19 protein-coding genes are annotated in these 19,206 nt (G+C 68.8%); 7 read left to right on the plus strand and 12 right to left on the minus strand.

What is annotated here, in order from left to right; genetic code table 11:
- Positions 1-18 precede the first annotated feature (18 nt).
- From H976_RS0104720 to H976_RS29840, 7 genes are all read left to right on the plus strand, one after another.
- The gene (locus H976_RS0104720) at positions 19-921 is read left to right on the plus strand and encodes a 3-keto-5-aminohexanoate cleavage protein (RefSeq protein WP_231388790.1); all 903 of its coding nucleotides are present in this window, start codon (positions 19-21) and stop codon (positions 919-921) included.
- On the plus strand, positions 918-1,865 hold the full coding sequence (locus H976_RS0104725; RefSeq protein ID WP_027860609.1) for a 3-hydroxyacyl-CoA dehydrogenase NAD-binding domain-containing protein: 948 nt from the start codon (positions 918-920) through the stop codon (positions 1,863-1,865). The genes H976_RS0104720 and H976_RS0104725 overlap by 4 nt, the downstream gene beginning before the upstream one ends.
- Positions 1,862-2,329, plus strand: coding sequence for a thioesterase family protein (locus H976_RS0104730; protein ID WP_051276185.1), 468 nt, complete (start codon positions 1,862-1,864; stop codon positions 2,327-2,329). Before H976_RS0104725 ends, H976_RS0104730 begins: the two co-directional genes overlap by 4 nt.
- A 47-nt stretch (positions 2,330-2,376) precedes the next feature.
- The gene (locus H976_RS0104735) at positions 2,377-3,237 is read left to right on the plus strand and encodes a formylglycine-generating enzyme family protein (protein WP_231388791.1); all 861 of its coding nucleotides are present in this window, start codon (positions 2,377-2,379) and stop codon (positions 3,235-3,237) included.
- A gap of 77 nt (positions 3,238-3,314) precedes the next feature.
- Complete coding sequence (locus tag H976_RS30855) at positions 3,315-3,440, plus strand: hypothetical protein (protein ID WP_255337289.1); 126 nt, start codon at positions 3,315-3,317, stop codon at positions 3,438-3,440.
- Positions 3,441-4,061: 621 nt separating this feature from the next.
- Positions 4,062-4,304: a hypothetical protein gene (locus H976_RS0104745; RefSeq protein WP_027860612.1), complete on the plus strand. Its 243-nt coding sequence runs from the start codon at positions 4,062-4,064 to the stop codon at positions 4,302-4,304.
- A 137-nt stretch (positions 4,305-4,441) separates the two neighbouring features.
- Complete coding sequence (locus tag H976_RS29840; RefSeq protein WP_155917960.1) at positions 4,442-4,777, plus strand: hypothetical protein; 336 nt, start codon at positions 4,442-4,444, stop codon at positions 4,775-4,777.
- Between the two features lie 317 nt (positions 4,778-5,094).
- On the opposite strand, the gene H976_RS24540 is transcribed toward H976_RS29840, so the two are convergent.
- The 12 genes from H976_RS24540 to nuoE form a co-directional block, all read right to left on the minus strand.
- A complete protein-coding gene (locus H976_RS24540; RefSeq protein WP_155917962.1) occupies positions 5,095-5,436 on the minus strand; it encodes a DUF4190 domain-containing protein in 342 nt (113 codons plus the stop codon).
- Positions 5,437-5,445: 9 nt separating this feature from the next.
- The gene (locus H976_RS0104765) at positions 5,446-6,438 is read right to left on the minus strand and encodes a polyprenyl synthetase family protein (RefSeq protein WP_027860614.1); all 993 of its coding nucleotides are present in this window, start codon (positions 6,436-6,438) and stop codon (positions 5,446-5,448) included.
- A 52-nt stretch (positions 6,439-6,490) separates the two neighbouring features.
- On the minus strand, positions 6,491-8,083 hold the full coding sequence (nuoN, locus tag H976_RS0104770) for an NADH-quinone oxidoreductase subunit NuoN (RefSeq protein ID WP_027860615.1): 1,593 nt from the start codon (positions 8,081-8,083) through the stop codon (positions 6,491-6,493).
- Positions 8,080-9,612, minus strand: a complete 1,533-nt coding sequence (locus H976_RS0104775) for an NADH-quinone oxidoreductase subunit M (RefSeq protein WP_027860616.1) — start codon at positions 9,610-9,612, stop codon at positions 8,080-8,082. The genes nuoN and H976_RS0104775 overlap by 4 nt, the downstream gene beginning before the upstream one ends.
- A complete protein-coding gene (gene nuoL, locus H976_RS0104780; protein WP_027860617.1) occupies positions 9,609-11,480 on the minus strand; it encodes an NADH-quinone oxidoreductase subunit L in 1,872 nt (623 codons plus the stop codon). The genes H976_RS0104775 and nuoL overlap by 4 nt, the downstream gene beginning before the upstream one ends.
- A gap of 87 nt (positions 11,481-11,567) precedes the next feature.
- Positions 11,568-11,867: an NADH-quinone oxidoreductase subunit NuoK gene (gene nuoK / locus H976_RS0104785; protein WP_027860618.1), complete on the minus strand. Its 300-nt coding sequence runs from the start codon at positions 11,865-11,867 to the stop codon at positions 11,568-11,570.
- Between the two features lie 85 nt (positions 11,868-11,952).
- A complete protein-coding gene (locus H976_RS24545; protein WP_051276187.1) occupies positions 11,953-12,747 on the minus strand; it encodes an NADH-quinone oxidoreductase subunit J in 795 nt (264 codons plus the stop codon).
- Complete coding sequence (gene nuoI, locus H976_RS0104795) at positions 12,744-13,295, minus strand: NADH-quinone oxidoreductase subunit NuoI (protein ID WP_027860619.1); 552 nt, start codon at positions 13,293-13,295, stop codon at positions 12,744-12,746. The genes H976_RS24545 and nuoI overlap by 4 nt, the downstream gene beginning before the upstream one ends.
- Positions 13,295-14,560: an NADH-quinone oxidoreductase subunit NuoH gene (gene nuoH, locus H976_RS0104800; protein WP_036224543.1), complete on the minus strand. Its 1,266-nt coding sequence runs from the start codon at positions 14,558-14,560 to the stop codon at positions 13,295-13,297. Before nuoH ends, nuoI begins: the two co-directional genes overlap by 1 nt.
- Positions 14,557-17,022, minus strand: coding sequence for an NADH-quinone oxidoreductase subunit G (locus H976_RS0104805; RefSeq protein WP_027860621.1), 2,466 nt, complete (start codon positions 17,020-17,022; stop codon positions 14,557-14,559). The genes nuoH and H976_RS0104805 overlap by 4 nt, the downstream gene beginning before the upstream one ends.
- A complete protein-coding gene (gene nuoF, locus H976_RS0104810) occupies positions 17,019-18,329 on the minus strand; it encodes an NADH-quinone oxidoreductase subunit NuoF (RefSeq protein WP_027860622.1) in 1,311 nt (436 codons plus the stop codon). Before nuoF ends, H976_RS0104805 begins: the two co-directional genes overlap by 4 nt.
- A complete protein-coding gene (nuoE, locus tag H976_RS24550; protein WP_081682680.1) occupies positions 18,326-19,204 on the minus strand; it encodes an NADH-quinone oxidoreductase subunit NuoE in 879 nt (292 codons plus the stop codon). Before nuoE ends, nuoF begins: the two co-directional genes overlap by 4 nt.
- Positions 19,205-19,206: the final 2 nt, after the last annotated feature.

Raw genomic sequence — 19,206 nt, forward strand, 5'->3', positions numbered from 1 at the left:
ACCACGGAGGTGGCCCTCATGAGAACTGTGATGAACCGGAAGGTCATCATGACGTGTGCGCTGACCGGAGCCGGCGACACCGTCGGCAAGTCCGAGCACGTGCCGGTCACCCCCGAACAGATCGCCGAGTCCGGCATCGCCGCGGCTCGGGCCGGCGCCACCGTGATCCACGTGCACGTGCGCGAGCCCTCGACCGGCAAGGGATCACGCGAGGTGTCCTACTATCGCGAGGCAGTCGAGCGCATCCGCGCGAGCGGCGTCGACGTCATCATCAACACCACCGCCGGCATGGGCGGCGACCTGATGCTCGACCCGCACGACCCCACCACCTTCGTCGAGGGCACCGACCTGGTCCCCGGGGTCGAGCGCCTCAAGCACGTCGAGGAGGTCATGCCCGACATCTGCACCCTCGACTGCGGCAGCCTGAACTTCGGCGAGGGCAGCCTGGTCTACGTCAGCACCCCCGACATGCTGCGCGAGGGCGCCAAGCGCATCCAGGAGCTCGGCGTGCGCTGCGAGATGGAGATCTTCGACACCGGTCATCTGTGGTTCGGCCGACAGCTCGTAGAGGAAGGCCTGATCGACGCGCCGCCGCTGTTCCAGCTCTGCATGGACATCCCGTACGGCGCTCCGGCCGACCCGTCGCTCCTCGCCGCGATGGTGCAGCAGCTGCCGGAGGGATCGCACTGGGCCTCGTTCGCGCTGGGCCGGATGCAGATGCCATGGGTGGCCCAGTCGGTGCTGCTCGGCGGTCACGTCCGCGTCGGCCTCGAGGACAACCTCTACCTGAGCAAGGGGGTCCTCGCGACCAACGCCCAGCTGGTCGAAAAGGCGCGCACCATCATCGAGGCCATGGGCGCCAGCGTGGCCACCCCCGACGAGGCCCGCGAGATGCTCAACCTCAAGCCGAGGGTCGCATGACGACTCCACCTGTGGCTGTCGCCGATGTCCGCACCGTCTGCTGTGCAGGCACCGGCGTCATCGGCGGCGGCTGGGCGGCGTACTTCCTGGCCCACGGGTACGACGTGGTCGCCTGGGACCCCGCACCGGGAGCCGAGGAACGACTGCGTCACCTCGTCGACGCCGCCTGGCCGGCGCTGACCGAGCTCGGCTTGTCGGAGGGCGCCGACCGTTCCCGACTCACCCTCGAGCCCGACCTCGCCACCGCCCTGGCGGGAGCGGAGTTCGTGCAGGAGAGCGCGCCGGAGGACCTCGACCTCAAGCGCCGACTGCTGGCGGACATCGACGCGGCGGCACCCGAGGGCATCGTGATCTCCTCCTCGACGTCGGGCTACGGCATGAGCGAGATGTACACCTCGTGCCAGAACCCCGAGCGCCTGGTGGTCGGACATCCGTTCAACCCGCCGTACCTGATCCCGCTGGTCGAAGTGGTCGGCGGCGAGAAGACCTCCGCCGAGGTGGTCGCGTGGACCTCCGACTTCTTCCGGCATGCCGGCAAGTCGGTGATCACCATGGAGCGCGAGGTCCCGGGCTTCATCGCCAACCGGCTGCAGGAGGCACTGTGGCGCGAGGCCCTGCACATGGTGGCCGCGGGTGAGGCCACGGTCGAGCAGATCGACCTGTCCATCACCGACGGGCCGGGGCTGCGCTGGCCGGTGCAGGGACCGATGCTCACCTTCCACCTCGCCGGTGGCCAGGGCGGGATGGCCCACATGCTCGACCACTTCGGGCCCTCGCTCAAGTCGCCGTGGACGCGGCTGATCGCGGCCGAGCTCACTCCCGAGCTGCGCGACGCCGTGGTGGCGGGCTGCGACCGGGAGGCTCACGGTCGCACGATCGACGACCTCGTCGCCGAGCGCGACGCGGGCGTGATCGCGGTGCTGCGGGCCCTGGGACGCACATGAGCCAGTCACCCCTGTGCACGTGGTCCGAGCCGGTCCTCGACGAGTGGATCGACTACAACGGGCACCTCTCCGAGCCCTACTACGTGCTGGTGCTCGGCCACGCCACCGACGAGGTGATGGACACGATCGGCCTGGGGCCGGCGTACCGCGAGAGCACGGGTGCCTCGCTGTACACCGTCGAGGCGCACGTCCGCTACCTCGACCAGGTCGGCCCGGGTGCGTTGCTCGAGGCCCGCTCGTGGGTCATCGGCGCCACCGGCAAGCTGCTGTGGATCTGGCACGAGCTCTGGGCCGGTGGCACCTTGCGGGCCACCGAGGAGATCCTCGGTCTCCACGTCGACAGCGGCACGGTGAGCGGCCAGGCCAGCAGCTCCCCCTTCCCCGACGAGGTCGCGGCCCGGATCCAGTCCGCGTTGGTGCCGCCCGGCCCCAACGCGTCCAGGTCGATCCGCGTCGGCTCATGAGTGCCTGCTGCTCACCCGGCTCGGAGGCGCGCGGACCTGCGCCCGTAGTGACGACTGCCGTCCCGACGACATCGGTCACCGACTGGTCGCCGGACGCCGGCCTCCGGCTGCTGCCGTTGCGGGGTGGCTCCTTCGCGATGGGTTCCGACGACGCGGACGCCGTGCCGGGCGACGGTGAGGGTCCGGTCCGCGAGGTCCACATCGAGCCGTTCGCCATCGACGCCCACTGCGTGAGCAACGAGCGCTTCCAGGCCTTCGTGAACGCCACCGCTCACGTCACCGACGCCGAGCGGTACGGATGGTCGTTCGTGTTCGAGGGGTTCCTGCCCGCCCGCCTGCGCGACTCCGACCGTGCCGTCGAGGCTCCCTGGTGGGCAGCGGTCGCGGGTGCCACCTGGCGCGCTCCCGAGGGTCCCGGCAGCGACCTCGACGGCCGCCACGACCACCCCGCGGTGCACGTCTCCTGGAACGACGCCCTCGCCTACTGCCGCTGGGCCGGGGTCCGGCTGGCCACCGAGGCCGAGTGGGAGTACGCCGCCCGCGGAGGTCTCGAGCAAGCCCGCTACGCCTGGGGCGACGACCTGCTGCCCGACGGCCGGCACGCCTGCAACATCTGGCAGGGCAGCTTCCCCGTCACGAACACCCTCGAGGACGGCTGGTTCGGCACCGCGCCGGTGGACGCCTTCGAGCCCAACGGCCTCGGGCTGTTCAACGTCGCCGGCAACGTCTGGGAGTGGACCGCCGACGCGTGGTCGGTGGCCGAGGCGACCGACCCCGGCGCCCGAGTCATCCGGGGCGGCTCGTACCTCTGCCACGCGTCGTACTGCAACCGCTACCGGGTCGCCGCCCGCACCTTGAGCACCCCGGACTCCTCGACCGGCCACCAGGGCTTCCGCGTCGCCCTGTGACCTCCGTCAGAACGCGGTGTCGTTCGAGCTGTTCACCGCTGCGAAGAAGATCACGACGTAGATGACGCAGCACGAGCGTGAGCGCCCCGCAGACGATGCCGATGAAGGGGATCCAGCAGAGGAACAGCCCGATCAGCCCCGACACGAGCGAGGTCACCGGAGCGAGGCTGGTGTTGTTCGAGTTGTCGGCGTTCACGACGTAGATCGGCTGCTGCGCACCCGTCGACGGCGCTCCTGCCCCTGCTCCGACGAGTATCCCGAGGGCGGCGCCTGCGAAGCAGCGGTCACGGGGATCCACTGGAGGTCGGTCGTCAGGACTTAGCCGTCACGACGTCGCCGCGCTTGTACGGAGTCGGTCCTTCAGTCATGCGTCGGCTCCCCGGTGAGGTCTGTGATGGCACCGGCACATTTCACGGTGCGCGGCCGCCTGACCGGTAATCCGTCGGCACGGCAGCGTCCCGACAACTCTTCGACAGGCAGCCAGGGCTTCCGCATCGCCTTGTGACTCGGTCGCCCGGCCGAGGGCATCAACGCCGCCGTTTGGTGTCACCTGGTGGCTGCAAGCCGCGGCGTATCGGATCCATGCGGCTTCCCAGAGCGCGTCACGGAGCGCGGATCAGGCACTCACTTTGGGCCGCACCAGCCGAGCAGAGCGCTCGAGCGCCTTGACGGAACGTTCCAACAACCGCGTGTTTGTTGGAACGTACCGTCAACGTGGACGGAGTGTGCGTGCCGGATCTGGGCACGACCGCACGGTCAGCGGCATGAGAGTCCGTCTTCACGTTCGATGCCTGTCACGAAGCCCTTGGGTGACACTCGTGCGCATGTCTTCCGAGTCGAGCACGGTGCTTACCTTCGTGGTGGGCGCGGCATTGACGCTGCTCTGGCTGGCAGCCCTTGTCCAAGCATGGCGGATGTCAGACGCTGCGTTCGCCTCGCAGCGGGAGCGCGAAGTCGTGTTCGTCGCGATGGTGATCTTCGGGTGGCTAGCGGCCGTGGTGTGGTTCGTCTGGTACCGGCGGCAACTGCAGGACGAGCTCAATCGAAAGAGCCTGGTCGACCTGTAGCCGCGGAGCTTTGCCATCGGCATGACCGAGCGGATCGCGGCATGTCAGGACGAATGGCAAACCGACGGTCACCCGCACCGACGTGCGGCAAGATGGGCGAACCAGGTTCGTAGCGAGCTGGGGGCAGTGGGGGTCTGATGGATCGGAAACGCTGGTGGTGGCTCGTGTCGGCTCTGATCGCTGCCGCGTTGTTGGTCGGCGTCGCTGCTCAGTTGGCATACGTCCATTCGGGGACGGGCCATTGGGGGCTCTCTGTCTCGGCGGCCGAAGCACCTTCGCGTGTGCAATATGACGGGCGCTACTACGACCAGGGCGACCGCGCGAAGGTGCCTCACGACGCGGTGCGTCGCGGTCACACCGACAGTGGAGCCAGCGTGTTCAAGCCCGCCGGCGATGAGAAGACCTTGTCGGTCATCATCTACGTCACCACAGGTGACAAGGCGTGGAAGTACGGCATCGTCGGCGGCCCATAAGTCACTCGTTCATCGGCATGCCCGCGCGGATTTCGGCCAATGGTTGGGTCGTGCTCGCGAGCTCCCGTGTGTCATGCGCCTGGCGCTCTCGAAAGAGCGCTCCTGTGACACGAGGCTGCACCTCGACCACCACGAGTTGAGTTGGGTGTTCATCGGCCCTGCTGAAGGGTGCCCGGGCGCGTACCAGTGAGGCGCCGCACCGACCCAGGCATGACCGGACGAAACGCGGCGAGGGGGTGTTGCACGCAAGAGTTGTGTCACAGAAGGACTGGCCACCATTCGTATGACTCAAAGCACGTCCGGCCAGCGGGGTGCGGTCAGTGCTTCCGCGGGGCGTCGATCACGCCGGTGACGGTCAGCACGATCAGGACGATGCTCATGGCACAGCTGAGGATGCCGAGTACGACGCCGGAGGTGGCGAGCCGCATACCTCCCTGGAGCCCGGCACTGGCCGCGATCTCGGCCCGTGCCACGCGGCCCAGCACGATGGCGGGCACGCCCATGACGATCCCGATCCCGCAGCAGAAGAGACCCAGGAACACGGCGGCGATGCCGAGCACCAGTGACGAGGTTGCCTTCCCGTTGGTGACCCGCCGGGCCGGATCGTTCCCCGCGGGTGGCTCCTCGGGGTTCGAGGACGACGCATAGCTCCTGGACATCGATCGAGGTCAGCTCGAGCGGGTCGCGACCGCGTCGGCGAAGGCCTCGAGGGCCGTGCGCACCGTGCTCTCGGGAAGGACCTTGAGCAGGCCCTTGGCCTCGGCCGCCAGGGACACCACGTAGGCGCGCGCCTCGGCCATCGCCGGGTGGACGCGCAGCAGGGCGAGCGCCTCGGCGTGGGGGGCGTCCTCGGTCAGGTCGGAGCCGAGCAGCTCGAGCAGCCGCGCGTCCGCCGGGTCGGTCGAGCGCTGGGCGATCAGCACGGGCAGCGTCGGCACACCCTCGCGGAGGTCGGTACCGGGTGTCTTGCCCGAGTCCTCGGTCTCGGAGACGATGTCGAGGATGTCGTCGGAGAGCTGGAAGGCCACACCGACCTTCTCGCCGTACTCCGTGAGCGCCTCGACGACGTCGGTCGGTGCGTCGGCGAACATCGCGCCGTAGCGGGCCGAGGTCGCGATCAGCGAACCGGTCTTGCCGGCCACGACGCGCAGGTAGTGCTCGAGCGGGTCCTGGTCGTCCTGCGGTCCGAGGGTCTCCAGGATCTGTCCCTCGACCAGGCGGGTGAAGGTGCGGGCCTGGAGCCGGACGGCCTCGGGTCCGAGGTCGGCGGTCAGCTCGGAGGACTTCGAGAACAGGAAGTCACCGGTCAGGATCGCGACGTGGTTGTCCCAGCGGGCGTTGGCCGAGGCGGCACCGCGGCGCAGGTCGGCCTCGTCCATGACGTCGTCGTGGTAGAGCGACGCGAGGTGGGTCAGCTCGACCACGCACGCCGAGGTGAGCACGCCAGGAGCACCGGCGTCCCCGGTCTCGGCGGCCAGGAGCACGAGCAACGGCCGGAACCGCCGGCCACCTGCCTCCATCAGGTGCCGCGCCGCCCGGGTCACGAAAGGCGCCTCGCTCTCGACGTGGTGGAGGAGCGCGTCCTCGACCTCGGCCATGCGGGCGCGCAGGCGCGCCTCGAGGTCGTCGTCGAGGATCGGCACGGCGAGTGCGGAGGTCATGCGGAGTCCCGGGTGGTCGGGTACGACGCGCACGGGCGTCGTACGGAGTGGCTCACCTGATGAATACTCCCACGCGACCGAGGAGGTCGATGAGGGCGCCCGGGACCAGGCCCAGGAGCAGGGTGACCGCCACGCCGACCGCGATGACCGTCCCGGTCAGCACGCTCGGGGTGGTGACGCTCGGGCCCTCGCCGATCGGCTCGGCGAAGAACATCAGCACGATCACACGGACGTAGAAGTACGCCGCCACCGCCGACATCAGCACCGCCACGACCACCACCGGCCACGCCCCGGCCGACATGGCGGCTGCGAACACGGCCCACTTGCCGGTGAAGCCGCTGGTCAGCGGGATGCCGGCCATCGCCAGCAGCAGGAACGCGAACAGGCCCGCCACCAGGGGCGACTCCTTGCCCAGTCCCTGCCAGCGCGACAGGTGGGTGGCCTCGCCACCGGCGTCGCGGACGACCGTGACCAGGGCGAAGGCCGCGAGGGTCGTGAAGCCGTAGGTGGTCAGGTAGAACAGCACGGCCGAGACACCGGTGAGGCTGCCGCCGGCGACCTCGTTGAGCGACCGGATGCCGAGGAAGCCGGTGAGGATGAAGCCCGCGTGCGCGATCGAGGAGTAGGCCAGCATCCGCTTGATGTCGGTCTGGGTCAGCGCCAGCACCGAGCCGACCACCATGGTCAGGATCGCGACCACCCAGATCATCGGCGTCCAGTCGGTGCGGTTGGCGCCGAAGGCGACGTAGAACAGCCGCAGCAGTGCACCGAACGCGGCCACCTTGGTGGCGGCCGCCATGAACGCGGTCACGGCCGTCGGAGCGCCCTGGTAGACGTCCGGAGTCCAGGCGTGGAACGGCGCGGCGCCGATCTTGAACAGCAGGCCGACCGAGAGCATGGCGATACCGCCGAGCAGCAGCCCTTCGCTGCCGGTCGAGCTGACCACCGCCTGCGCGATCTCGGCGAATCCCATCGAGCCGGCGTACCCGTAGACCAGCGCGATGCCGTAGACGAAGAACCCGGAGCTGAAGGCGCCGAGCAGGAAGTACTTCATCGCGGCTTCCTGGCTCAGCAGCCGCCGGCGACGGGCGAGGCCGCAGAGCAGGTACAGCGGCAGCGACAGCACCTCGAGCGCGACGAACATCGTGAGCAGGTCGTTGGACGCCGGGAACATCAGCATGCCGCCGACGGCGAACAGCATCAGCGGGAAGACCTCGGTGTGCTCGAGGCCCCTCGTCGAGGCCTCGCGCTCCGCCTCGGTGCCGGGCAGCGCCGCGGCCTGGCCGGCGAAGGAGAGTACGCCGCCCTCGAGGTGGCGTTCGGCGAAGAGCAGCACGCTGAGCACCGCGAGCACCAGGATCAGCAACCAGCAGAACAGCGCCGGTCCGTCCACGGCCAGCGCACCCTCGGCCACCACCTTGCCGGACTTCGGCGAGTCCGAGCCCGGGTTCAGGTCGAGGAAAACCATCACCGAGGTGACGATCGCGGCGAGCAGCCCGAGCAGGGCGAGCACGACCTGGACGCCGTAGCGGCGGCGACGCGGGACGAAGGCCTCGACGAGTACGCCGAGCACAGCGACGCCGAGCACGATCAGGATCGGCGAGACCTGGAAGTACTCGATCTTCGGGGCGTCGAAGCCGTTCACTTCTGGGCCTCCCCTTCAGTCACGGCCGGTTTCGGATCGCTCGTGCCCACCTGCGACATGGTGTGGTCGACGGACGGGTTGATCACGGAGAGCAGGGGCTTCGGGAAGAACCCGAGCACCAGGATCAGCAGCAGCAGCGGTGCGACCGCGAAGATCTCGCGCGAGTTGAGGTCGCGCATCCCGACGACGCCCTCACGGACGGGGCCGGTCATGATGCGCTGGTACATCCAGAGGATGTAGATCGCGACCAGGACAATCCCGAGCACCGCGAACGAGGCGGCCCACGGCGAGTGCACGAACGCGCCGACCATGACGAGCAGCTCGGAGACGAACGGCGACAGGCCGGGCAACGAGAGTGCGGACAGGCCGGAGACCAGGAACAACCCGGCGAGCACGGGCGCGACCTTCTCGACACCTCCGAAGTCGCCGATCTCTGCCGAGCCGCGCCTCCTGATCAGGTAGCCGGAGACCAGGAACAGCGCGGCCGTGGAGAGGCCGTGGTTGAACATGTAGAGGTTGGCGCCCGACAGGCCCTGGCTGTTCATCACGAAGATGCCCAGCACGATGAAGCCGAAGTGGCTCACCGACGAGTACGCGATCAGGCGTGGGATGTTCGAGGACCCGATCGCCATCATCGCGCCGTACAGGATGCTGAAGATGGCAAGTACGACGACCACGGGTGTCGCCCACCTCGACGCCTCGGGGAACAGCTCGAGGCAGAACCGGATCATCCCGAAGGTGCCGATCTTGTCGAGCACGCTGACCAGCAGCACCGAGGTGCCGGGTGTCGCGTTCTCCGCGGTGTCCGGCAGCCAGGTGTGCACCGGGAACATCGGCGCCTTGATCGCGAAGGCGATGAAGAAGCCGAGGAACATCCAGCGACCCACGTCGGTGCCGAAGTCGATCTTGGACAGCTCCGAGACGAGGTACGTCGGTCCGCCCTTCGTCTTCGCCGACTCGACGTAGAGGCCGACCACCGAGGCGAGCATGACCAGTCCGCCGAGCAGCGAGTAGAGCAGGAACTTCACCGCGGCCTTCACGCGCTGCGGACCGCCGTACCCCGCGACCAGGAAGTAGACCGGGATCAGCGTCGCCTCGAAGAAGACGTAGAAGAGGAACACGTCGGTGGCCGCGAACACCCCGATGGAGAGGCCCTCGAGGGCGAGGATCCAAGCGAAGAAGCCCTTCGCGCCCCACGCGCCGTGGTCGCCGTCGTTCCACGACGCCAGCATCACGATGGGGGTCAGGATCACCGTCAGCATCACCAGCGCCAGGCCGAGGCCGTCGAGCCCCAGGGCGTAGTGGGCGCCGAACAGCTTGATCCAGACGACGTCCTCCTCGTACTGGTAGCCGCCGCCTGGCTCGTAGCCGATGGCGAGGGCGATGCCGAGCAGCAGCGTCACGACCGAGAAGCCGATCGCCACCTGCTTGGACAGGCTGGAGGACGTGCGGGCAGGCAAGAACGTCAGCACGACCGACCCGAGGATCGGGATCAGCAGCAGGATGGTCAGCCAGGGAGCGTTGTTCATCCGAGATTCACCACCAGGAGCGCGAGGAGGACGAGCGCGGCACCGCCGAGCAGTCCGAGCGCGTAGGAGCGGACGAAACCGTTCTGGGCCAGTCGCAGCCGGCCGGAGAGGCCGCGGAACGCGGAGGCGGTACCCATGGCCCCGCCGTCGACGAAGCCGTTGTCGAAGGCCGCCAGCCCGACGTTGAAGCGCTTGCCGGGGCCGACGATGATCGCGTCGTTGAAGGCGTCACCGTAGAGCTCGTTGCGGCCGGCGGTGGTGAACACCGAGACCTTGGTCGGCGCGGTCCGCGGCACGTCGCGCCGCGAGAAGACCATCCAGGCGATGGCGACGCCGACCGCGACGACGAGCACAGCGATCACGCTGAGCACGACGGCCGGGAGCGGCGGTTCCTCGTGGGGGGCGACACCGGTGACCGGCGAGAGGAAGTCGACGATCCAGTCGTTGAGCAGCAGCAGGCCACCGAGCAGCGACAGGGCGGCGAGGACCATCAGCGGGATCGTCATCACCTTCGGCGACTCGTGCGGGTGTACGCCGTCCTCCCAGCGTGACTTGCCGAAGAACGTCATCAGCATCAACCGGGTCATGTAGAAGCCGGTGACGCCGGCACCGAAGAGTGCGCACAGTCCGAGCCAGACGTTCTGGGTCAGCGCGACCTCGATGATCTTGTCCTTGGACCAGAACCCGTCGAAGCCGGGGAACCCGATGATCGCGAGGTAGCCCATCGTGAAGGTCAGGAAGGTCACCGGCATCGCCTTGCGCAGGGCGCCGTAGTGGCGCATGTCGACGTCGTCGTTGGTGCCGTGCATGACCGACCCGGCTCCGAGGAACATGTTGGCCTTGAAGAACCCGTGCATGAGCAGGTGGAAGATCGCGAACGCGTAGCCGGCCACGCCGAGGCCGGCGGCCAGGACCATGTAGCCGATCTGGCTCATCGTCGAGCCGGCGAGGACCTTCTTGATGTCGTCCTTGGCGCACCCGATCCAGGCACCCATCAGCAGCGTGATGGTGCCGATGACGGCGACGGCTAGGCGGGCGTCGGAGGTGTACTCGAAGATGAACTGCGAGCGCACGATCAGGTAGACACCGGCGGTCACCATCGTCGCCGCGTGGATCAGCGCCGATACGGGGGTCGGGCCCTCCATGGCGTCCAGCAGCCAGGTCTGCAGCGGGAACTGCGCCGACTTTCCGCAGGCGGCCAGGAGCAGGAGCAGGCCGATGGCGGTCATCACTCCGCCCGAGGCGCCGGAGGTCAGCTCGGAGACCCGGGCGAAGGACGTCGTACCGAAGGTGGCGAAGATGAGCCCGACGCCGAGCGAGAGCCCGATGTCACCGACCCGGTTGATCACGAAGGCCTTCTTGGCGGCGGCCGCGGCGGTCGGCTTGTACTGCCAGAAGCCGATCAGCAGGTACGACGCCAGGCCGACGCCCTCCCAGCCGAGGAAGACACCCACGTAGTCGGAGGCGAGGACCAGCATCAGCATGGCCGCGACGAACAGGTTGAGGTAGCCGAAGAACCGGCGACGCCTCTCGTCGTGCTCCATGTAGCCGATCGAGTAGACGTGGATCAGCCCGCCGACGCCGGTGATCAGCAGCAGGAACAGCGCCGACAGCGGGTCGTAGAGCAACCCGAACTGCACCTTCCAGTCACCGGTGCTGAACCACGTCCAGAGGTCGAGGCCGACCTGCCGGTCGGAGGCGTCGCGACCCAGGATCGTGATGAACAGGATCACTGAGCACACGAAGGACGCGGCCACGGTGAGGCACCCGAGCAGATGGCCCCAGCGGTCGGTCAGCCGGCCGCCGAGCAGCAGCACCGCGGCACCGAAGGCCGGCAGCGCGATGACGAGCACCAACGGCAGGGCCATCGACCCGGCCGCGCCGGGATCGACGACGGGAACGTGGTGCCCTTCCTCGGCGAGCACGCTCATGGCAGATGAGATCAAGGCGGTCACCTAGTACTTGAGGAGGCTGGCGTCGTCGACCGAGGCCGACCGACGCGTGCGGAAGATGGTCATGATGATCGCGAGCCCGACGACCACCTCGGCGGCGGCCACGACCATCACGAAGAACGCCGCGATCTGGCCGTCGAGGTTGCCGTTGACCCGCGAGAACGTCACGAGCGCGAGGTTGCTGGCGTTGAGCATCAGCTCGACGCACATGAACACCACGATGGCGTTGCGCCGGGTGAGCACGCCGACGGCGCCGATCGTGAACAGGATCGCGGACAGCACGATGAAGGGGGTGGCGCTCATACGGGGTCCCCGATCGAGTGTGAGCGGAGCTGCAAGGCAACCCGCGCCAGTGCAGGGCCTCGGAGCGAGCAGTCGATTGGGGTGTTCATCTGCCGGAACCTCCCTGGTCGGCGGAGTCGTCACGGGGCGGCACCGACGTGTCGTCGCCTCCGATGCGCTCGACCTGGGTGGCACTGCCCGGCGACCGGTTGACCGAGCCGCGGGCCGCGAGCACGCGCGAGATCGAGGCCTCCGACACACTGCCGTCCGGCAACAGCGCCGGAGTGTCGACCGCGTTGTGGCGGGCGAAGACTCCGGGTGGAGGCAGCGGGCCGAGGTGCTTGCCGTGCTCGGCGTAGTCGCGCATCCGCTGCGCGGCGGCAGCACGCTGCGTCGGCTTCGGGGTGAGGCGTTCGCGGTGAGCGAGCACCATCGCGCCGAGGGCGGCGGTGATCAGCAGCGCCGAGGTGACCTCGAAGGCGAAGACGTACTTGGTGAACAGCACCTGGGCGATCGCCGGGACGTTGCCGTCCTCGTTGGCCTTGGTCAGGCCGGTGACCGCGCCGATGCCCACCTGGGCGACACCGAGCACGAGGGTCACCCCGAAGACCAGGCCGAAGCCGGCGGCCAGCAGGCGCTGGCCGCGGATCGTCTCCACGACCGAGTCGGAGGCATCGACGCCGACGAGCATCAGCACGAACAGGAACAGCATCAGGATGGCGCCGGTGTAGACGATGATCTGCACCGCGAACAGGAAGGGCGCGTCCTGCACGGCGTACAGCACCGCCAGGCTGATCATCACGACCGCGAGCAGCAGGGCGCAGTGCACGGCCTTGCGGGCGAACAGCAGCCCCAGCGCGCAGACCACCATGATCGGGGCCAGTATCCAGAAGGCGGTCATGCGCTGCCCTCCTCGTGCTGGACCTCGTCCTGGCGACGCAGGGTGCCGCGGTAGTAGTCGCCCTCGTCCTGGCCGAGCTTCATCGGGTGCGGCGGCTGCTCCATGCCCGGCAGCAGCGGGGCGAGCAGGTCCTGCTTCTCGTAGATCAGGTCGGCGCGGTTGTTGTCGGCCAGCTCGTACTCGTTGGTCATGGTCAGCGCACGGGTCGGGCACGCCTCGATGCACAGCCCGCACAGGATGCAGCGCAGGTAGTTGATCTGGTAGACGCGGCCGTAGCGCTCACCGGGACTGAACCGCTCGTCCTCGGTGTTCGACGCGCCCTCGACGTAGATGGCGTCGGCCGGGCAGGCCCAGGCGCACAGCTCGCAGCCGACGCACTTCTCGAGGCCGTCGGGCCAGCGGTTGAGCTGGTGGCGTCCGTGGAAGCGTGGCGCTGTCGGGTTCTTCTCGAACGGGTACTGCTCCGTGACGACCTTGCGGAACATCGTCCGGAACGTGACTCCGAACCCGGCGACCGGGTCCCAGAGCTGCTCCTTCAGGGTCGCCATCAGCGCTGCCCTCCTGTGTAGTCGTGGTCGGAGCCGACCGGCATCGGCGGCACCGGGTAGCCGCCGGCGAACGCGTCGAAGTCCTCGTCCTCGGACGCCTCGGCCTCGGGTTCGCGGTCCGGGATGAACATCAGCGCGACGAACGCGACGAGGAGTACGGCGGCCCCGCCGATCAGCCAAGCGCGGTCGATGCCTCCCCGCAGGTCGATCACCCGGACGGTGGCGACCAGCAGGATCCAGACGATCGAGCCCGGGATCAGCCACTTCCACCCGAAGGCCATGAACTGGTCGTAGCGCAGCCGCGGCAGCGAACCGCGCAGCCAGATGAAGATGAAGATGAAGAACAGCACCTTGCCCATGAACCACAGGAACGGCCAGTAGCCCTCGTTGGCGCCTGGCCAGAAGGTGTCGATCCAGAACGGTGCCCGCCAGCCGCCGAGGAACAACGTGGTGGCGAGGGCCGAGACGGTGGCCATGTTGATGTACTCGGCCAGGAAGAACAGCGCGAACTTCAGCGAGGAGTACTCGGTGTGGAAGCCACCGACGAGCTCGCCCTCGGCCTCGGGCAGGTCGAACGGCGCCCGGTTGGTCTCACCGATCATCGCGATCACGTAGATCACGAACGACGGGATCAGCGTGAACGCGAACCACACGTCCTTCTGCGACTCGACGATCTCGGAGGTCGACATGGAGCCGGCGTGGAGGAAGACCGCGACCAGCGCGAGCCCCATCGCGACCTCGTAGGAGATCATCTGCGCGCTCGACCGCAGCCCACCGAGCAGTGAGTACGTCGACCCGCTGGACCAGCCGCCGAGCACGATGCCGTAAATGCCGATCGAGGCGATCGCCATCACGAAGATGACCGCGACCGGCATGTCCGTGAGCTGGAGCGGCGTCTCCTGCCCGAACATGTGCACGACCGGGCCGAACGGGATCACCGAGAAGGTCACGAAGGCCGGCACCGTCGCGATGACCGGCGCGAGGACGAAGACCAGCTTGTCGGCCGCCTTCGGGATGATGTCTTCCTTGAGGGCGAGCTTCACCCCGTCGGCGAGGCTCTGCAACAGGCCGAACGGACCGTGCACGTTGGGACCGATGCGGTGCTGCATCCGCGCGACCACGCGGCGCTCCCACCAGATGTTGAACAGGGTGAGCAGCACCAGGATCACGAAGATCAGCACTGCCTTGATGATGATGATCCACCACACGTCGTGGCCGAAGGCCCCGAGGCCGGCGCTGGTGTCGAGCGGGATCAGGGCACTCACTGGTGGCCTCCCACGATGGTGGTGATCGAGACCGGGCTACCGGCAGGACCCACGCGGTGTCGCACCGACGAGCCGGGGGCGCTGGCCGGGGCCCAGACGGTGCCCTCCGCGAGGTCGGCGACGCCGATCGGGAGGTCGAGCGAGCCGAGCGGCCCGGTCAGCGTGACCGCGTCTCCGGGGGTGGCACCGAGTGCCTCGAGGGTGGCCGGTCCGACGAGCACGACCGGCTTGCGCGCCGTACGACGCATGGCGTCGTCGCCGTCCTGCATCCGACCGTCGTCGAGCGACTGCTTCCACGACGCGAGCACCAATTCCTCGGTGGTTGAGGAGGGAGCGTCAGCGACCGTCTCGAAACCACTGGTCATCCTGGTCCGCTCGCCGTCCCACGGACCCACCTGCATCATCTCGGCCCACACCTGCTCGGAGGTCCGGAAGCCCAGCCCATGGGTCAGGCCGGTCCCCATCTCCTCGGCGATGCCGGCGAGGACGCGCAGGTCGGGCAGCGAGGAGGGGTTGTGCAGGACCTTGCCGAACGGTCGGACCCGGCCCTCCCAGTTGACGAACGTGCCGGAGCGGTCGGTCACCGGAGCGACCGGGAAGACGACGTCCGCGGCCCGGGTGACGTCGGACTCACGCAGCTCGAGGGCGACCACGAAGCCGGCCCGCTCGATCGCCTGACGCGCGAGCTCCGGGTCAGGCAGGTCGGCGGGGTCCACCCCGCCGACGACCAGTCCGCCGAGCTCGCCGACAGCGGCGGCCGCCACGATGGCGTCACCGTCACGACCCGCCACGTCGGGCAGGTGGTCCACGCCCCACGCGGTGGCGAGGTCGACACGGGCGGAGGCGTCGGCGACCGGGCGGCCACCTGGAAGCAGCGTCGGCAGGGCACCGGTCTCGACCGCACCGCGGTCACCGGCGCGGCGTGGGATCCAGGCCAGCTTGGCGCCGGTGGTCATCGCCAGCTTCGACACCGCGGACAGCGCACCCGGCACGGCGGCCAGTCGCTCGCCGACGAGGATGACGCCGCCGCTGTCGAGGGCGACGCTGCCGTCGTGGGCCAGTGCCTCGATCGCGGCCGGCTCGTCTCCGGGCCGGGTCGCGATGAGCGTGCCGGACATCTTGTGCAGGCCACGCGAGGAGAAGGGTGCGATCGAGTAGATCGGCAGCAGCCGTCCGCGGGCCGCCTTCCGCAGTCGCAGGAAGACGGTGCCGGCCTCGTCCTCCGGCTCGAAGCCGACGAGCACGACCGACCGGGCCGACTCGAGGTCGGCGTACGTCACGCCGCCACCGTCGGGGCCGGTCAGCGCCACGTGGGCGGCCAGGAACTCGGCCTCCTCCGCGGAGTGGGCGCGGGCGCGGAAGTCGATGTCGTTGGTGCCGAGAGCCACCCGGGCGAACTTCGAGTAGGCGTAGGAGTCCTCGGCGGTCAGGCGACCGCCGGTGAGCACGCCGACGCCGCCGGCTGCACGCGCCGTGGCCAGGCCGCGGGCCGCCACCACGAACGCCTCGGGCCAGCTCGCCGCACGCAGCTCGCCCGTCTCCTCGTCGCGGACCCTGGGGTAGGTGAGCCGGTCGTCGAGCTCGGCGTAGCGGTGCGAGAAGCGGTCCTTGTCGGTGATCCACTCCTCGTTGACCTCGGGGTCGTCGCCGGAGAGGCGGCGCATCACCTTGCCGCGGCGGTGGTCGACGCGGATGGCCGAGCCGCAGGCGTCGATCTCGGCGACCGACGGGGTGGAGACCAGGTCGAAGGGACGCGAGCGGAACCGGTACGACGAGGAGGTGAGTGCACCGACCGGGCAGATCTGGATGGTGTTGCCGGAGAAGTAGCTCTCGAACGGCTCCTTCTCGTAGATGCCGACCTGCTGCAGGGCACCGCGCTCGATCAGCGCGATGAACGGGTCACCGGCGATCTGCTCGGAGAACCGGGTGCAACGCGCGCACAGCACGCAGCGCTCGCGGTCGAGAAGGACCTGCGAGGAGATGTTGATCGGCTTGGGGTAGAGCCGCTTGTGCTCGGTGAACCGGGTCTCGCCGCGGCCGTTGCTCATCGCCTGGTTCTGCAGCGGACACTCGCCGCCCTTGTCGCAGACCGGGCAGTCGAGCGGGTGGTTGATGAGCAGGAACTCCATCTGGCCGGCCTGGGCCTTCTCGGCCACCGGCGACGTGGCCTGGGTGTTGACCACCATGCCCTCGGCCACGGTGATGGTGCAGGAGGCCTGCGGCTTCGGCATGCCTCGGCCGTTGCCCGCGTCGGGCACCTCCACCAGGCACTGGCGGCAGGCACCGACGGGAGCGAGCAGCGGGTGGTCGCAGAACCGGGGGATCTGGACGCCGATCTGCTCGGCAGCCCGGATCACCAGGGTGTTCTTGGGCACCGAGACCTCGACGCCGTCGATGGTCAGGGTGACCTCGTCGGACTTCTCCGGCGCCTTCTGCTGGCTCTTCTCGGGAGTGGTCGTCATGCCGTCGCCTCCACACGGCCGAAGATCGCCGATGCGTTGCGGTCGAAGGGACACCCACCGTGCTCGAGGTGGGCGAGGAACTCCTCGCGGAAGTACTTGATCGAGGAGGTGATCGGGCTGACGGCACCATCGGCGAGCGCACAGAACGAGCGACCGAGGATGTTGTCGCAGACGTCGTCGAGCAGGTCGAGGTCCGAGGCCGCGCCGCGGCCCTGCTCGAGGTTGGCCAGCGTCTGGGCCAGCCACCAGGTGCCCTCACGACACGGCGTGCACTTGCCGCACGACTCGTGCTTGTAGAACTCCGTCCACCGCAGCACAGCGCGGACCACGCAGGTGGTCTCGTCGAAGATCTGCAGCGCGCGGGTGCCGAGCATCGAGCCGACCTCGGAGATGCCCTCGAAGTCGAGCGGGACGTCGAGGTGCTCGGCCGTCAGCAGCGGGGTGCTGGACCCGCCGGGGGTCCAGAACTTCAGCTCGTGGCCCTCGCGCATCCCACCGGCGAGGTCGATCAGCTCGCGCAGCGTGATGCCGAGCGGCGCCTCGAACTGGCCGGGGTTGGTGACGTGGCCGGAGAGCGAGAAGATGCCGTAGCCCTTGGACTTCTCGGTGCCCATCGAGGCGAACCACTCAGCACCGCGATCGATGATGCTGGGCACGGAGGCGATCGACTCGACGTTGTTGATCACGGTCGGACTGGCGTAGAGGCCTGCGACGGCCGGGAACGGTGGCCGGAGCCGGGGTTGTCCGCGACGGCCCTCGAGCGAGTCGAGCAGCGCGGTCTCCTCGCCACAGATGTAGGCGCCGGCACCGGCGTGCACGATCAGGTCGAGGTCGTAGCCCGAGCCGTGGATGTCCTTGCCGAGGTGACCGGCGAGGTAGGCCTCCTGCACGGCGCGCTGGAGCCGCCGGATCACGTGGAGCACCTCACCGCGCACGTAGATGAAGGCGGTGTTGGCGCGGATCGCGTAGGAGCTGATGATGACGCCCTCGACCAGCGTGTGTGGGCTGGCCATCATCAGCGGGATGTCCTTGCAGGTCCCGGGCTCGGACTCGTCGGCGTTGACCACGAGGTACTTCGGGTTGGGATTGTCCTGCGGGATGAAGCCCCACTTCATGCCGGTCGGGAAGCCGGCTCCTCCACGACCGCGGAGGTTGGAGGCCTTCACCGCCTCGATGACGTCGTCCTGCGGCATGGCAAGGGCCTTGGTCAGCGCGGCGTACCCGCCCTGGTCCTCGTAGGCCTGGAGCGTCCAGGAGCGATCCGCACCCCAGTTGTCGGTGAGGACCGGGGTCAATGTGTCCGTCACTTCTCGTCCTCTCCCGGGTTGGCCGGGTTGTCCTCGTGCTTGGCGTCGGCGCCGGACTCCTCGACCTTGGCGGCGGACTCCTGGTGCTCCGCCTCGTGGCTGCCCTCGGCCTTGTCGGCGGTGGTGTCGCCCTCGGCCGCGTCGGGCTCGGCGGCGGACTGCCTCGCCTGCTTGACCGACGGCGCGGTCCATCCCTGCTCACGTGCGATGTTCAGCCCGACCAGCGACGCCGGTCCGGCCGACGGTCCCTCGTCGGCGAGGTCGTCGGGATAGCCGGCCAGCACCCGCTCGGCCTCGCGCCAGGTGCACAGCCGCGGACCGCGGGTCGAGTGCACCTCGGTGCCCGAGCGCAGGTCGTCGACGAGCTGGACCGCCGACTCGGGCGTCATGTTGTCCATGAACTCCCAGTTGACCGTCATCACCGGGGCGTAGTCGCACGCGGCGTTGCACTCGATGTGCTCGAGGGTGATCTTGCCGTCGTCGGTGGTCTCGTCGTTGCCGATGTCGAGGTGGTCCTTGAGTCGCTCGAAGACCAGGTCGCCGCCCATGATCGCGCAGAGCGTGTTGGTGCAGACGCCGACGTGGTAGTCGCCGACCGGACGCCGCTTGTACATCGTGTAGAACGTCGCGACACCGCTCACCTCGGCCGCGCTGATGCCGAGGATCTCCGCACAGGCCTCGATGCCGCGCGAGGTGACCTGCCCCTCGACGCTCTGCACGAGGTGGAGCATCGGCAGCAGGCCGGAGCGCGCCTGCGGGTAGCGGGCGGCGATCTCCTCCAGCTCGGCGTACGTCGTCGGGTCGAAGGGTGCTTCGGCCTTGACCTGCGTCGTCGAGACGGCGGAGGCGTTGGTGCCGTCGTCGACGCCCGGGATTC

Origin of the sequence: Marmoricola sp. URHB0036, from assembly GCF_000426045.1 — a bacterium.
Taxonomy (GTDB): Bacteria; Actinomycetota; Actinomycetes; order Propionibacteriales; family Nocardioidaceae; genus Marmoricola.

What these genes read in the sequence shown, in the direction of transcription:
- H976_RS0104720 (WP_231388790.1), top strand. Translation starts at nt 19, where the DNA reads ATGAGAACTGTGATGAACCGGAAGGTCATCATGACGTGTGCGCTGACC.
- H976_RS0104725 (WP_027860609.1), top strand. Translation starts at nt 918, where the DNA reads ATGACGACTCCACCTGTGGCTGTCGCCGATGTCCGCACCGTCTGCTGT.
- H976_RS0104730 (WP_051276185.1), top strand. Translation starts at nt 1,862, where the DNA reads ATGAGCCAGTCACCCCTGTGCACGTGGTCCGAGCCGGTCCTCGACGAG.
- H976_RS0104745 (WP_027860612.1), top strand. Translation starts at nt 4,062, where the DNA reads ATGTCTTCCGAGTCGAGCACGGTGCTTACCTTCGTGGTGGGCGCGGCA.
- H976_RS29840 (WP_155917960.1), top strand. Translation starts at nt 4,442, where the DNA reads ATGGATCGGAAACGCTGGTGGTGGCTCGTGTCGGCTCTGATCGCTGCC.
- H976_RS24540 (WP_155917962.1), bottom strand. Translation starts at nt 5,436, where the DNA reads ATGTCCAGGAGCTATGCGTCGTCCTCGAACCCCGAGGAGCCACCCGCG.
- H976_RS0104765 (WP_027860614.1), bottom strand. Translation starts at nt 6,438, where the DNA reads ATGACCTCCGCACTCGCCGTGCCGATCCTCGACGACGACCTCGAGGCG.
- H976_RS0104775 (WP_027860616.1), bottom strand. Translation starts at nt 9,612, where the DNA reads ATGAACAACGCTCCCTGGCTGACCATCCTGCTGCTGATCCCGATCCTC.
- nuoL (WP_027860617.1), bottom strand. Translation starts at nt 11,480, where the DNA reads ATGGCCCTGCCGTTGGTGCTCGTCATCGCGCTGCCGGCCTTCGGTGCC.
- nuoK (WP_027860618.1), bottom strand. Translation starts at nt 11,867, where the DNA reads ATGAGCGCCACCCCCTTCATCGTGCTGTCCGCGATCCTGTTCACGATC.
- H976_RS24545 (WP_051276187.1), bottom strand. Translation starts at nt 12,747, where the DNA reads ATGACCGCCTTCTGGATACTGGCCCCGATCATGGTGGTCTGCGCGCTG.
- nuoI (WP_027860619.1), bottom strand. Translation starts at nt 13,295, where the DNA reads ATGGCGACCCTGAAGGAGCAGCTCTGGGACCCGGTCGCCGGGTTCGGA.
- H976_RS0104805 (WP_027860621.1), bottom strand. Translation starts at nt 17,022, where the DNA reads ATGACGACCACTCCCGAGAAGAGCCAGCAGAAGGCGCCGGAGAAGTCC.